13 protein-coding genes are annotated in these 14,300 nt (G+C 70.8%); 3 read left to right on the top strand and 10 right to left on the bottom strand.

The window, feature by feature from the left end; translation table 11 throughout:
- The first annotated feature begins 87 nt into the window (after positions 1-87).
- The gene (locus QFZ76_RS31070; RefSeq protein WP_307676787.1) at positions 88-783 is read left to right on the top strand and encodes an ester cyclase; all 696 of its coding nucleotides are present in this window, start codon (positions 88-90) and stop codon (positions 781-783) included.
- Positions 784-902: 119 nt separating this feature from the next.
- Here the strand turns inward: QFZ76_RS31070 and groL are convergent, their stop codons facing one another.
- From groL to QFZ76_RS31050, 4 genes are all read right to left on the bottom strand, one after another.
- Entirely contained in the window at positions 903-2,528 is a 1,626-nt protein-coding gene (gene groL / locus QFZ76_RS31065; RefSeq protein WP_307676786.1) for a chaperonin GroEL, read from the bottom strand.
- Positions 2,529-2,656: 128 nt separating this feature from the next.
- Complete coding sequence (groES, locus tag QFZ76_RS31060; protein WP_171145943.1) at positions 2,657-2,965, bottom strand: co-chaperone GroES; 309 nt, start codon at positions 2,963-2,965, stop codon at positions 2,657-2,659.
- Between the two features lie 237 nt (positions 2,966-3,202).
- Entirely contained in the window at positions 3,203-3,934 is a 732-nt protein-coding gene (locus tag QFZ76_RS31055) for a polysaccharide deacetylase family protein (protein ID WP_307680178.1), read from the bottom strand.
- 338 nt (positions 3,935-4,272) lie between these two features.
- Positions 4,273-5,178: a polysaccharide deacetylase family protein gene (locus QFZ76_RS31050; RefSeq protein WP_307676785.1), complete on the bottom strand. Its 906-nt coding sequence runs from the start codon at positions 5,176-5,178 to the stop codon at positions 4,273-4,275.
- Positions 5,179-5,268: 90 nt separating this feature from the next.
- On the opposite strand from QFZ76_RS31050, the gene QFZ76_RS31045 reads away from it, so the two are divergent.
- On the top strand, positions 5,269-6,435 hold the full coding sequence (locus QFZ76_RS31045) for a methyltransferase domain-containing protein (RefSeq protein ID WP_307676784.1): 1,167 nt from the start codon (positions 5,269-5,271) through the stop codon (positions 6,433-6,435).
- Here the strand turns inward: QFZ76_RS31045 and QFZ76_RS31040 are convergent, their stop codons facing one another.
- The gene (locus QFZ76_RS31040; protein ID WP_307676783.1) at positions 6,436-7,701 is read right to left on the bottom strand and encodes an RNA polymerase sigma factor; all 1,266 of its coding nucleotides are present in this window, start codon (positions 7,699-7,701) and stop codon (positions 6,436-6,438) included.
- Between the two features lie 58 nt (positions 7,702-7,759).
- Positions 7,760-8,116, bottom strand: coding sequence for a YciI family protein (locus QFZ76_RS31035; protein WP_307676782.1), 357 nt, complete (start codon positions 8,114-8,116; stop codon positions 7,760-7,762).
- Between the two features lie 176 nt (positions 8,117-8,292).
- On the opposite strand from QFZ76_RS31035, the gene QFZ76_RS31030 reads away from it, so the two are divergent.
- Complete coding sequence (locus QFZ76_RS31030; protein WP_307676781.1) at positions 8,293-9,711, top strand: PQQ-binding-like beta-propeller repeat protein; 1,419 nt, start codon at positions 8,293-8,295, stop codon at positions 9,709-9,711.
- Here the strand turns inward: QFZ76_RS31030 and QFZ76_RS31025 are convergent.
- The 4 genes from QFZ76_RS31025 to QFZ76_RS31010 form a co-directional block, all read right to left on the bottom strand.
- A complete protein-coding gene (locus QFZ76_RS31025; protein WP_307676780.1) occupies positions 9,704-10,198 on the bottom strand; it encodes a WD40 repeat domain-containing protein in 495 nt (164 codons plus the stop codon). The genes QFZ76_RS31030 and QFZ76_RS31025 overlap by 8 nt on opposite strands.
- A gap of 426 nt (positions 10,199-10,624) precedes the next feature.
- Positions 10,625-11,686, bottom strand: coding sequence for an LCP family protein (locus QFZ76_RS31020; RefSeq protein ID WP_307676779.1), 1,062 nt, complete (start codon positions 11,684-11,686; stop codon positions 10,625-10,627).
- 93 nt (positions 11,687-11,779) lie between these two features.
- The gene (locus QFZ76_RS31015; protein ID WP_307676778.1) at positions 11,780-13,135 is read right to left on the bottom strand and encodes an endo-1,4-beta-xylanase; all 1,356 of its coding nucleotides are present in this window, start codon (positions 13,133-13,135) and stop codon (positions 11,780-11,782) included.
- 91 nt (positions 13,136-13,226) lie between these two features.
- A complete protein-coding gene (locus QFZ76_RS31010) occupies positions 13,227-14,288 on the bottom strand; it encodes a LacI family DNA-binding transcriptional regulator (RefSeq protein ID WP_307676777.1) in 1,062 nt (353 codons plus the stop codon).
- Between the last annotated feature and the right edge of the window lie 12 nt (positions 14,289-14,300).

The raw sequence follows: 14,300 nt of genomic DNA, 5'->3' as shown, positions 1-14,300 counted from the left end.
GATGCCAAACGGACAGGAGGCGCCGGGGCGTCACGGTGGGAGAATGGTGCTGTTCGGCCGGGCCCAGGGGGGTCTGGAGGTGGTGTCATGACCTTTGTGCAGCTCATCGACTGCAGGACCAGCCGGTTCGACGAGATGAACCGGCTGATGGACCGGTGGGTCGAGCAGACCCGGGGGAAACGGACCGCGACGCACGCGGTGGTCGGGAAGGATCTGTCGGACGCGTCGCACTTCGTCGAGATCGTGGAGTTTCCGTCGTACGAGGAGGCGATGCGGAACTCCAATCTGCCCGAGACCGAGCGGATCTTCCGGGAGCTGGTCGCCCTGTGCGACGGGATGCCGACCTTCACCGATCTGGACGTGGTGCGGGACGAGCAGCTCAACCGTGGGGTGGCGCGGGAGTTCTTCGAGGAGGCCGGGCGGGGCGAGCCGGAGGCCATGTTCGAACGGTTCACGGACGACTACGTGGATCATGATCCCGCCAATCCGCAGGACCTCGGCCTGCGCGGAACGCGGGAGGAGTACGCCGGCTGGCGGCGTTCCTTCGACTTCTCGTTCCGGGTGGACGACCAGGTCGCCGAGGCGGACCGGGTGTGCACGCGGTGGACGTGGACCGGGCGGCACACGGGCGAGTTCCTGGGGATCGCGGCCACCGAGCAGGAGGTCACGATGACCGGGACGACCTGGCACCGGTTCCGGGACGGGAGCATCTGCGAGGGGTGGTGGCAGTACGACCGGGCCGGGCTGCTGGAGCAGTTGGGGGCAGTCGCCCAGACCCCGTGAATCCCCAGCACTTCACTTCCCATGACCCGCGCATCACACCCCGTGACCCGCGAAGGGGAAAGCCCCCGCTCCCTCAGAGGGAGCGGGGGCTTCTTCGTGCGTGCTCTTGGTGCCTTGCCTCAGTGGGAGTGGCCGTGGCCGTGACCACCGGCGGCCGGCTCCTCTTCTTCCTTCTTCTCGACGACCAGGGTCTCGGTCGTGAGGAGGAGGGAGGCGATGGAGGCGGCGTTCTCCAGGGCGGAGCGGGTGACCTTGACCGGGTCGATGACGCCGGCCTTGACCAGGTCGCCGTACTCGCCGGTCGCGGCGTTGAAGCCCTGGCCCTTGTCGAGCTCGGCGACCTTGGCGGTGATGACGTAGCCCTCGAGGCCCGCGTTCTCCGCGATCCAGCGCAGCGGCTCGACGACCGCGCGGCGGACGACGGCGACACCGGTGGCCTCGTCGCCGGTCTTGCCGAGGCCGCCCTCCAGCACCTTGGCGGCGTGGACCAGCGCGGAGCCACCACCGGAGACGATGCCCTCCTCGACCGCGGCGCGGGTCGCGGAGATGGCGTCCTCCAGGCGGTGCTTCTTCTCCTTCAGCTCCACCTCGGTGGCGGCGCCGACCTTGATCACGCACACGCCGCCGGCCAGCTTCGCGAGGCGCTCCTGGAGCTTCTCGCGGTCCCAGTCGGAGTCGGTGTTCTCGATCTCGGCCTTGATCTGGTTGACGCGGCCCGTGACGTCCGCCGAGTTGCCGGCGCCGTCGACGACGGTCGTGTCGTCCTTGGTGACCGTGACGCGGCGGGCGGAGCCCAGCACGTCCAGGCCGACCTGGTCGAGCTTGAGGCCGACCTCCTCGGAGATGACCGTGGCGCCGGTGAGGACCGCCAGGTCCTGCAGCATCGCCTTGCGGCGGTCACCGAAGCCGGGGGCCTTGACCGCGACCGCGTTGAAGGTGCCGCGGATCTTGTTCACGACCAGGGTCGACAGGGCCTCGCCGTCGACGTCCTCGGCGATGATCAGCAGCGGCTTGGAGGCACCCGCCTGGATGACCTTCTCGAGCAGCGGCAGCAGATCCTGGATGGAGGAGATCTTGCCCTGGTTGATGAGGATGTACGGGTCGTCGAGGACGGCCTCCATGCGCTCCTGGTCGGACACCATGTACGGAGACAGGTAGCCCTTGTCGAAGGCCATGCCCTCGGTGAAGTCCAGCTCCAGACCGAAGGTGTTGGACTCCTCGACGGTGATGACACCGTCCTTGCCGACCTTGTCCATCGCCTCGGCGATGAGCTCGCCGACCTGGCTGTCCTGGGCGGACAGACCGGCGACGGCGGCGATGTCGGACTTCTCGTCGATGGGGCGGGCGGTCGCGAGGAGCTCCTCGGAGATCGCCTGGACCGCGGCGTCGATGCCCTTCTTCAGGGCGGCCGGGGAGGCACCCGCGGCGACGTTCCGCAGGCCCTCGCGGACCAGCGCCTGGGCCAGCACGGTGGCGGTGGTCGTACCGTCACCCGCTACGTCGTTGGTCTTGGTCGCCACCTCCTTCACCAGCTGGACACCGAGGTTCTCGTACGGGTCGTCGACCTCGACCTCGCGGGCGATGGTGACGCCGTCGTTGGTGATGGTGGGGGCGCCGAACTTCTTGTCGATGACGACGTTGCGGCCCTTGGGGCCGATCGTCACCTTGACCGTGTCAGCGAGCTTGTTGACGCCGCGCTCGAGGGCGCGACGGGCGTCCTCGTCGAACTTCAGGATCTTCGCCATGGGAGCGTGAGCCCTCTCGGAAATCTAGGTGAAATTAGCCGCGCCCCCGGCGCCCGGCTCATGTGATCGCGGGGGGCCAGGGGCGCAGCTCAAGCAGTGTGCTTCGCGGTGAGGCGAAGCGAGGTGAATTACTTCTCGATGATCGCGAGAACGTCGCGAGCCGAGAGGACGAGGTATTCCTCGCCGTTGTACTTCACTTCGGTGCCGCCGTACTTGCTGTACAGCACGATGTCGCCGACGGCGACGTCGAGCGGAAGACGGTTACCGTCCTCGAAACGGCCCGGGCCCACGGCCAGGACGACGCCCTCCTGGGGCTTCTCCTTGGCAGTGTCCGGGATGACCAGGCCAGAGGCCGTGGTCTGCTCGGCGTCGAGCGGCTGGACCACAATGCGGTCCTCGAGCGGCTTGATGGCAACCTTGGAGCTGGTGGTCGTCACGATCCGACCTCCCCCTTCGGAGATCTCACGGGGTTAACTGTCTGAGGTGGCGACCAGGTCGATCCGTCGTCGCGGGTGCCGGACCTGCCCGTCGCTAGTTGGCACTCTCCAGGGGGGAGTGCCAGACCCGAGACTATGACTGTGGTTAGCACTCGGTCAAGCGGAGTGCCAATGCGGTGCGGCGCGGCGGCGAGGTTTTCAGCTGGCGTTCACGCACGGAGGCCGACCTGGGCCGACCTAGAGGTAGTCCTCCAGCCTGCCCACCGTCAGCCCTCTGCCCTGGATCTCCCGCAGCAGCCGTGTCGTCCGTTCGGCGAGCGTGGCGCCGGCCGGCTCGCGCGAGGGCACCGAGACGATGTCGCCGGGGCGCAGGCGGCTCTCGCCCTCGGTGAAGGTCAGGTCGCCGTTCTCCGCCGAGGCCCGCCACAGGACGACCGCCGAGAGGCCGCAGTCGGCGGCGGCGCGCAGGGTGGTGGTGTCGTACGTGCCGTAGGGCGGGCGGAAGAGGCGGGGGCGGATGCCGAAGCGGGAGCGGAGTTTGTCCTGCTGACCGCAGATCTCGGCGCGCTGGCCGGCGTACGGCAGTCCGCGCAGGGCGGGATGGTCGAGCGTGTGGTTCTGGATGCTCGCGCCGACCGACTGGAGGCGCGCGAAGTGGCCGTATCCCGGCCCGACGACGCTGTCCGTGAGGAACATGCTGACCGGAAGCCGCAGTTCACGCACCATGTCGACGAACCGAGGGTCCTTCTCGGCGCCGTCGTCGTAGGTGAGGAAGACGACCCGGTCGCGGGTGCGGACGTGGTGGATGACAGGCGGCAGGCCCGGGCGCGCGGCGGGGGGCCTGGCGGCCGGTTTCGGAGCCGGGGCCAGTGGGGCCGCGAGCCCCCAGCGGCGGTACGGCCGCCCACCCGCGCCTTCCGGGCCGTACGAGCTCGCGCCTTCCGGACCGTAGGAATTCGCGCCCTCCAGGCCGTTGGAGCCCGCGCCCTCCAGACCGTAGGAGCCCGTGCCCTTCGGACCGTTCGAGCTCGCACCCTCCGGACCGTAGGAGCCCGCGCCCTCCGGACCGTACGACCCCGCCCCGCTCGGACCGTACGACCCCGCCCCGCTCGGACCGTACGACCCCGCCCCGCTCGGACCGTACGACCCCGCCCCGCTCGGACCGTACGACCCCGTCCCGCTCGGTCCGTACGCCCCCACGCCCTCGGTGGCCTTCTCGCCCGGCCGTTCGGCGGGATCGACGGACTGGGCGGTGCAGCCGGCGAGGAGGGCGGCTGTGAGGGCTCCGGACGCCAGTGCCCGCCACCTCACAGGTAGTCCTCCAGGCGGGCCACGGCGTACCCCTCCCGCGTGACCTTGTTCAGGAAGCGGCGGATCATGTCGGGCATCGTGCCCTTCCAGTCCTGTCGGCCCCGGAAGTGGCTGAGGACGATGTCGCCGGGGCGGATCTTCCGGTCCCACTCGCGGTACGCCCAGCGGTCGACGAAGACCTCCTCGTTCCACAGGGGCGCGTACTTGATGCCGCAGGACTTGGCGGCGCGCAGGGTGGCCTCGTTGTAGCTGCCGTAGGGCGGGCGGAAGAGGGTGGGGCGCTTGCCGTAGCGCTTCTCGATGACCTTCTGCATGCCGCAGATCTCGCGCTTCTGGCGGGCGTACGACAGCCCGGGCAGGTAGGGGTGACGGAGGGTGTGGTTGTTGAGGACGACCCCGCCGGCCTGCATCTTCCTGAAGTAGCCGTAGTCCCCCTTGACCAGGTAGTCGCTGAGGAAGGCGGTGTACGGGATCTTCAGCTCGCTCATCATCCGCAGGAACGCCGGGTCCTTCTCGGCACCGTCGTCGATGGTGAGGAACACGACCTTGTGCTGGGTGGGGACGGTGGTGAAGACCGGCGGGAGCCTGTCGTAGCCGTGGCCGTCCACCTCGAAGCCCTTGCGGGTGGTGATCGTCGGCTTGGCGGCAGGCGGGCGCGGCGGTGTGAGCGGGACCTTCTTCAGGCCCCAGCGTTTCGCCGCCGCCACTCTGGCCTGGTGCGCGGCGCGCAGCTCGGCCGCGTGTCCCTCCTTCGCGCCTTGCTGGCCGGCGGCGGGCCCGACGTCGGAGCCGTCACCGCCCTGCGCACAGCCGGAGACGAGGGCGGCCATGGCGAGCACGGCGATGCCGCCCCTCAGCGTCACACATGACCGACTTTTGTCATTTTGTCCTACCGTTCGCATGGTGCGGGATCCTCGCAGGACGCCCCCGCGAACCCGGAGCGACACCTCCACCGCGGGCAGACCATCCACCGACTGGCCCACAATGAGCCGGTGAACGACCTCGCTCCCCTCCTCACCCCCGAGGGCCGCGCCCTCCTCGACGCGGTGCGCGGCACCGCCCCCGCCGACGAACTCGCCGTCGCCACCCGGCTGCGCCGCGAGCACCCCGCCGACCTGGTGTCGGCGGCGCTCGGACAGGCGCGGCTGCGGCAGCGGGCGGAGGCGAAGTTCGGGGCCGAGGACGCCGGGCGGATGTTCTTCACGCCGAACGGGGTCGAGCAGTCGACCCGGGCGAGCGTGGCGTCGTACCGGGCGGAGCGCTTCCGGGCTCTGGGGGTGCGGTCGGTCGCCGATCTGTGCTGCGGGATCGGCGGGGACGCGATCGCGCTCGCGCGGGCCGGGGTCAGGGTGCTCGCCGTCGACCGGGACCCGGCGACCGTGGCGGTGGCGCGGGCGAACGCCGACGTGCTCGGCCTCGCCGACCTCATCGAGGTGCGGGAGGCGGACGTGACGGAGGTGGACACCGCCGGCCACGACGCCGTGTTCGTCGACCCGGCGAGGCGCGGCGGGCGCGGCCGGATCTTCGACCCCGAGGCGTACTCACCACCGCTGTCCTGGGCGATCGGGACCGCCCTCAAGGCACCGCACGCCGCCCTGAAGGTCGCCCCCGGCATCCCGCACGAGGCCGTGCCCGCCGACGCGGAGGCCGAGTGGATCTCGGACGGCGGGGACGTGAAGGAGGCGGTGCTGTGGTTCGGGGCCGGGGCGGGCGCCGTACGGGCGACCCTGCTGCCGGGTCCGCGCACGCTCCTCGGCCGGGGCCTGCCGAACCCCCGGGTCCGGTCCGTCGGCCGGTACCTGTACGAGCCCGACGGCGCCGTCATCCGCGCCCATCTGGTCGCCGAGGTCGCCGAGGACCTCGACGGCGGGCTGGTCGACGAGACCATCGCGTACATCACGGCCGACGAGCTGCGGCCGACCCCGTACGCCTCCGCGTACGAGATCACCGACCGACTCCCCTTCAACGTCAAGAAGTTGAAGGCCCTGCTGCGGGAGCGGGAGGTCGGCATCCTGACCGTGAAGAAGCGGGGGTCGGCGGTGGAGCCGGAGGAACTGCGCCGCAAGGCCCTCCCCAAGCAGCACGGGCGGAACGCGGCGACCGTGTTCCTGACGCGGGTGGCGGGGGCGCCGACCATGCTGCTCGGGCACCCCGTCTGATCAGGACGCCTCTGCGTCGGCCGCCCGCCTCAGCAGCAGCTCCCGTTCCCGCGTGTTGTGCGTCAGCTCCGCCGCCCGTACGAACTCGGCCCGCGCCTCCGCCGTACGGCCGAGACGCAGCAGCAGATCGCCCCGCACGCTCTGGAGCAGGTGATAGTCGCGCAGCGCCGGTTCGGCGGCCAGGGCGTCGACGATCTCCAGCGCCGGGGCCGGACCGTCCGCCATCGACAGGGCGACCGCGCGGTTGAGTTCGACGACCGGGGAGGGGGCGCGGGCGGCGAGCAGGGTGTACAGGGTGGTGATGGTCCGCCAGTCGGTCTCCTCGTAGGAGTACGCCATCGCGTGGCAGGCGGCGATGGCGGCCTGGAGGGCGTACGGGCCCGGGGCGCCGGTGGAGGTGGCGTCGGCGCGGCCGAGGGCGGTGATGCCGCGGGCGATGAGCATGCGGTTCCAGCGGCGGCGGTTCTGGTCCTTGAGGAGGACGGGTTCGCCGGACGGGCCGGTGCGGGCCGCCGACCGGGAGGTCTGGAACTCCAGCAGCGCGGTCAGGGCGTGGACTTCCGGTTCCTTCGGCATCAGGCCGGACAGGACGCGGGCCAGGCGCAGGGCGTCCTCGCACAGGCCCGGGCGCAGCCAGTCGTCGCCGGCGGTGGCGGCGTAACCCTCGTTGTGGATCAGGTAGATGACGTCGAGGACGGAGCCGAGGCGGGCCTCGCGGTCGGGGCCGTACGGCACCTCGAAGGCGATGTTCTTCGTGGCGAGGGTGCGCTTGGCGCGGACGATGCGTTGCGCGACCGTCGGTTCCGGGACGAGGAACGCGCGGGCGATCTCGGCCGTGGTCAGGCCGCCGAGCAGGCGAAGGGTGAGGGCTGTGCGGGCCTCGGCGGACAGGACCGGGTGGCAGGCGGTGAAGACCAGGCGGAGCAGGTCGTCGTCGATGTCCTCGGGGTCGGCGGGCTCCTCCGGCGGGGCCGCGTCCGACAGGTCCCGGCCGATCTCGGCGAGTTTGCGGGCGTAGTTCTCCCGGCGCCGGATCAGGTCGACGGCGCGGTGCCGGGCGGTGGCCATGAGCCAGGCGCCCGGGTTGTCGGGCACGCCGTCGCGCGGCCACTGTTCCAGGGCCGCGACCAGCGCGTCCTGGGCCAGCTCCTCGGCGATGCCGACGTCCCGGACGATGCGGGCGACGCCGGCGATGATCCGGGGCGACTCGATTCGGAAGACGGTTTCGACGGCTCCGCGCGGGTCGGCGGTGGGCTGTGGTGTCACAGCCCACCATCAGACACCTGGGGAGGCCTGCCGCCAAGGAGCGCTCGGCCGGCAGGCCCTAGCCCTCGGCGATCTCCCGCACCTCACAGGTCACCGTCCAGTGCTCCTCGTGCACCTTCAGGAAGCGCTTGGTCCACTCGATCGCCTCGGCCTTGTCCTTGGCCTGGATGATCGCGTAACCGCCGACGACCTCCTTGGACTCCGTGAACGGCCCGTCCGTGACGGACAGCTGCCCGCCCTCCCAGCGCACGCGGTTGCCCTGCTCGGTCGGTGTCAGCCCGGCGGTGTCCAGCAGGACGCCGGCCTTCGTCATCTCCTCGATCAGCTCCCCCATCCGCTGCATCAGCTCGGGGCTCGGCCCCTCGGCGGGGGCGGTGCTCTCGTCGACCTTCACCAGCGACAGGTATCGGGGCATGGTGGCTCCTCGTGCCGTGCGGGCCGGGTCCTTCCCGGCCTCTCACCCCAGCGTCGAACGGGAGCCACCCGGATCGACATGCTCGACGGACTTCCTCGAAGAATTTTCCTCCGTCTGCATGCCGGTCGACGGGTTGGTGGCGCGCGGCACCATGGCGGTGGGAAGGGGGCCGAACCGTGCCGGAGGATGTCGGGAACTCAGGGAACTCAGGGGACTCACGGGACTCACGGGACTTCGAGGACGAGGTCGTCACGCGCCTGGAACAGGAACCCGGATCGAGGCTGTGGACCCTCACGGCACCCGCGGACAGCCTGTCGCGCCCCGTGGTCGCGGGGGACCGGGTGTACGTGTCGGTCGGCGGGCGGATCACCGCGTTCGACCTGGACACCGGCGAGGAACGGTGGCGCAGCCCGTACTGCGACACCGTGCCGCGCCGCGAGTGGACGTTCACCGTGGCGGGCGGCTGTGTCGTGGTGCCGTGGGAGTGGACACCGCGACCGTCCCTGCCCGAGGGGGTCACGATCACCGTCCTGGAGACCGAGTCGGGCACCGTACTGCGCCACATCGCCGTACCGAGGATGATCGGCTGCGTGAGCGACGGGCGGACCGTGATCGCGGCGCACTTCACGGACCCGGACTGGGCGCTGAGCGGCTACGACGTCCTCGGCGGGGACGCGCTGTGGACGCGCCCGATGCCGCCCGACACCCAGTACCTGCGGCTGGTGGACGGCGCGCTCGTCGTGCACAGCGACACGCTCCCGCAGGTCGAAATGGCCATCGAGAAACTGCGCTTTCACGCGTACGACCTCCGCACGGGCCGTCCCCTCTGGCACCGGGAGTTCCCCATGGCGGGCCTCCCCCAGCCGCCGCGCGGAAGCGGTGTACCGGAGCGGCTGATCTTCGTCTGGAACCCTCGGCGGTTGACCTGGCTGTACGGCGCCACGGGGGAGGAAGCCGGCCGTCTCAGGCTCCGGGACGGGCATCTGTTCAGCTCGTGGCCGCAGATCTTCGACGACGGGGAGAGCGTGTGGTGCGTACCCGAGCGAGGGCGTTGGGTGCGCCGCTTCCCGACCCCGCGTCGCGGCCCCGGGCGCCGCTTCCTTCTCCCGATCAACCTCCCCGTCTCCGGTTCCTTCGACCGGGGCACCCTGGCCACGGCGGGAGGCCGGCTGTACGCGGTCGACGACCGGCAGCGGGTCTGGACCCACCGCACCGGCATCCGCCGTCTGCCCCGTGTGCCACACCCGCTGTTCCGGGCGGGCGCGCTGGAGGCGGCACGGCCCGACTGGCGGACCATGCGCCGCGAACCCCGGCTCGTGGCGGGGGACGACCATGTGTACGCCCGCGTCGAGAACGACCGGGAGCGGACGCTCGTCGCCCTGGCCCAGGGACGGGTGCTGTGGCGGCGGCCGCACTGCTCGCCGGTGCCGGTGACGCCTTGCGGGGACCGGGTTCTGCTGATGGAGAGCACCTATTGCGTCGTACGGAACCACACGGAGGAGTCGGACCGGGCCACGCCCAGTCCCTGTCCCCAACAGCACGACCACGACCGGCTGTTGATGGTGGATGCCGGAACCGGGGCGACGGTCAGGTGATGTTCCAGAGGCGGATGGTGCCATCGGCGCCGGCGCCGGCCAGGCGGGTGCCGTCGGCGTTGAAGCTCAGGAATCTGACCAGGGCCATGTGGCCACGCAGGGTCCGCCAGAGGTGCGGGTCCCGGTCGATGTGCCAGAGCTCGATGACGCCGTCGGAGGACCGGGCGCCGTCGGCATAAGCGGACACTGCGGCGATGGGCTTCTTGGGATGGAGCGCGACATAACTGCTCGGGAATTCAGGCCCTACTGCTCGCCATGGGCCGGAACTCCCGGACGGACGCCAGAAATGCCCGCGCATCTCGTCGTCGTACTCGAGATAGAAGCACTCGTCATATGGGCTGGCGATCATGTAACCACCGCCTCCTTCATAGCCTTTCGACGCAACCTCAAGAACAACCGCGAGTTCTTCCCCCTCGTCGAAGTTCGGCAGCCGGATCCGCCCGATCCGCCCCCGCGAGTCGAGGAATACCAGCCTGTCACCCTTCATGACGTCATAGGTCCAGAAATCGCCTGCCGACGACGTGGGTTCACTCGGAACAGACCGGCTCCCTTTCCCGAAATCCCACAGGAGAGGCGTCGACCTTCGAGGTGGACCCTCAGCACCCGGCCGCCGGTGGCCGGGTCACGGAGTTCGGCCGCGACCGGCCGGTCCGTCGGCGCCCAGGCGAGCGGCAGGACCTGCGGGTCGCGCTGCCGCCGCGCCTGGGCCTCCTCCAGCCACTGGGGCATGAGGGTGCGGCATGCACACGGCCAGCCCGAAGGACACCGTCGCCACGGCGGTGAGGACGGCGCCACGGATCAGCCTGCGGCGCGGACGCCTTACTGGGCGTAGAAGCACAACTGCGTTGTTCCCGAGGCCCGTTCGGCACGAAACTGAACGCGCTCCTTACGCCCCCTCGGCGCAACACGCTCCTCAGCGCAACGACTCCCACAGTTCGCGCGCCTCCGGCTCGTCCGCCACCACCCGGTACTGGTTCGAGGGTGCCGTCACCACCGGCATCGTCACCGTCGTCACCCGGTCCGCCGACAGGCCGTGCAGGCTCTCGCCGAGGCGCATCAGTTCGGTCAGGGAGTTCAGGCCGGTGTCCGTGGTGAGGCTGCCGGTGACGGCGTCGGCGACCCGGTAGAGCTTGGCGGGGTCGGTCAGCAGGTTCGTCGAGGAGATCTGTTCCAGCAGGGCCTTCACCAGCTTCTGCTGGAGGCCTATGCGGCCGAGGTCGCTGCCGTCGCCTATGCCGTGCCGGGTGCGGGCGAAGGCGAGGGCCTGCTCGCCGTCGAGCTCGTGGGTGCCGGCGTCCAGCTCGAGGTGGCTGTCGTCGTCGTCGATGTCCTCGTCCGTGGTGACGGTGACCCCGCCGAGCGCGTCCACGAGCTTCGCGAAGCCGGCGAAGTCGATCTCGATGTAGTGGTCCATGCGGACGTCGGTGATCGACTCGACCGTCTTGACCGCGCACACCGGACCGCCCACCGAGTAGGCGCTGTTGAACATCGAGTTGTACGCCACCGCCGTCGACCCCCCGGAGGACAGCGGGCAGGACGGCCGGGTGACGAGCGTGTCGCGCGGGATGCTGACCACGGTCGCCGTCGTACGGCCCGCGGCGAGGTGCACCACCATCGCCGTGTCGGACCGGGCGCCGGAGCTGTCGCCGCCGCCGAGCGCCTGGTTCTCCTCGCCGCTGCGCGAGTCCGAGCCGAGGACCAGGATGTTCAGGGCCTTGGTGGGCAGCGGGGCGGCGGACGCCGAGGCGGTACCGGACGGGGTGGGCGTCGTCACCGCCTGCGCCGGGCGGTCGTCGCCGAGCGCGCTGTTGATGTCGACGCTCTTGATGTTGCTGTTGAGGTGCCAGTAGGCCCACCCCGCCGCGGCGGCGCCCAGCACCAGTGCGCCCGCGAGGGTGAGACCGACGGCCTTGAGCGCTCCAGACCGCCGGCCTCTTCGTCTGCCCTCGTCGCCGTTCTCTTCACGTCCGGTCACGGGTAGGAACGTAAGTCCGAATTATTAGGAGAATGTTAGGGACGGGGGTGGGAGACGGTTTTCTTCGGAAATTCTCACCTTCTCAGGATCGCCTCACCCCAGTGTCACCACCGGCACCGGATTGCTCCCGCCCCACGACGCGTTGAACCCGAAGGTCACCGACCCGCCGTCCGCCACCGTCCCGTTGTAGGAGGCGTTGGAGCAGCTGACCGCCGTCCCCGTCTGGGCGCAGGTCGCGTTCCAGGCCTGCGTGATCCGCTGCCCCGCGCCGTACGTCCAGTCGGCCTTCCACGACGACAGCGCGGCCCCGGAGCAGGCGATCCGCACCTGCCCCGTGAAGCCGGTGCTCCACTGACTGGTCACGCTGTACGTCGCCGTACAACCCTCCGTGGACTGGCTGCCGCCGAGCGCCTGCGCGATCGCCTCGTACGCCGGTTTCGGCGCGTAGTTCTCGTCGTACGGCGTCGCCGCGCCCTGCCCCGGGAAGGTGTCCGGGATCCAGGAGTCGGAGTCGGTGAAGCCCCACACCGTGACGCCGACGCACCGGGCCACCGCCACGCAGGCGCCGACGACTGCCTTGTAGTCGGCGGCCTGCTGGGTCAGCTTGGCGCTGTCCGACGGCAGCTGCATCCGGATGTCCAGCTCGGTGATCGCCACGTCCACGCCGAGGTCGGCGAAGCGCTGGATGTTCTGCCGGAGGGTGGACGGCACCTGGCCGACGATGAGGTGGGCCTGGAGCCCGACCCCGTCGATCGGGACGCCGCGCTCCTTGAGGGACTTGACCAGGTTGTACAGGGCGGTGCTCTTCGCGTTGACGCCCTCGACGTTGTAGTCGTTGATGTACAGCTTGGCGGCCGGGTCGGCGGCGCGGGCCGCGGTCAGGGCCTGGGCGATGTAGTCGGCGCCGAGGCCGTTGTACCAGAGGGTCTGGCGGTAGGTGCCGTCCTCGTTGAACGGCTCGTTGACGACGTCCCAGGTGGCCAGCCGGCCCTTGTAGCGACCGACCTCCAACGCGATGTGGTCGTTCATCAGCTGGCTCAGCTGGGCCGGCGTCCAGGTGCCGTTCGTCAGCCAGCCCGGGTTCTGGCTGTGCCAGACCAGGGTGTGACCGCGCACCTGCTGCCCGTTGGCCTCCGCGAAGTCGACGATCCGGTCGGCCTCGGCCCAGTCGAAGCTGCCCCGGGCCGGCTCGACCGAGCCCCACTTCATGGCGTTGCCGGGGGTCAGCGCGTTGAACTCGCGGGCGGCGGTCTCGCCGTACGTCCCGGTCAGCTTGGACCCGGTGACCGCCGTGCCCATGACCTTGCTCTTGGCGGCGGCGAGGTCGCGCAGGGGCGCGTCGGCGGCGTGCGCGGCGGGGACGGTGACCAGCAGCGCGCCGAGCATCGCGACGCCACTCACCAGGGAGGTCAGGGATGCGAGGGATAAGCCTGTTCTCAGAGATCTCATTGCGGGTGCCTCCGAAAGTTTCGGTTGTGCAACCGATTGGCTTCGGAGCAGTGTGAGGGGCCTCACCACACCCGTCAACGCAGAAACACGACTAACTCGGCGGCGCCCCCGTACTCGCCCGCACCACCAGGCTGGTCGCCAGCTCGACCCTGGTGGCGGCCAGGGTCCCTTCCGCCCGCCCGAGGTCGAGCACCAGCTTGGCGGCCGCCTCGGCCATCTCGGTCAGGGGCTGTCGTACGGTCGTCAGCGGCGGCCCCACCCAGGGCGCCACCGGCAGATCGTCGAACCCGACCACGCTCAGGTCCTCCGGGATGCGCAGTCCCAGCTCGCGCGCGGCCTCGTACAGCCCGAGCGCCTGGAGGTCGTTGCCGGCGAAGACGGCGGTGGGCCGGTCCGGGCGGCGCAGCAGTTCCAGGCCCCGCCGGTAGCCGGCCTCGTGGTGGAAGTCGCCGGCCGCGATCAGCTCGGGGTCGACCGGCAGCCCGGCGGTCTCCAGGGCGGCCCGGTAGCCGTCGACGCGGGCGCGGCTGCACATCATCCGGGACGGTCCGGTGATCGCGCCGATGCGGGTGTGGCCGAGCTCGACCAGATGCCGGGTCGCGGCGAGGCCGCCCTGCCAGTTGGTGGCGCCGATCGAGGGCACGTCGGCGCCCGGGTTGCCGGCCGGGTCCATCACCACGAACGGGATGGACCGGCTGTTGAGCAGGGCGCGCTGGGACTCGTCGAGCCCGGACAGCACGAGGACCACACCGTGCGGACGGCGGGCGGCGACCTGGTCGGCCCAGGTCCGCCCGGGGGTGAGCCGCCCGGCGCTCTCGCTCAGCACCACACTCAGCCCGGCGTCCCGCGCCACGTTCTCCACACCCCGGATGACCTCCATCGCCCAGGCGCTCTCCAGCTCATGGAAGACCAGGTCGATCAGGGGCGAGCGGCTCGCCTCGGCACGCCGGCGCCGATAGCCGTGCGCGCGCAGCAGGTCCTCCACGCGGCTGCGGGTCGCCGGGGCGACGTCGGCACGTCCGTTCAGGACCTTCGAAACTGTCGGCGCCGAAACGCCGGCCTCGCGGGCGATCTCGGCGAGCGTCGCGGTCTGTGCGGACCGTCCGGCCGTCGGGGTTGTCGTCCGGGTTTCTGCGGGCTCCGGGGGTGTCATGGCGGCGATCGT

The sequence above is a fragment of the Streptomyces sp. V4I2 genome (assembly GCF_030817655.1).
GTDB lineage: Bacteria > Actinomycetota > Actinomycetes > Streptomycetales > Streptomycetaceae > Streptomyces > Streptomyces plumbiresistens.
Note: the sequence above shows the minus strand (reverse complement) of the source record. Positions and strands in the feature narration are given on the sequence as shown.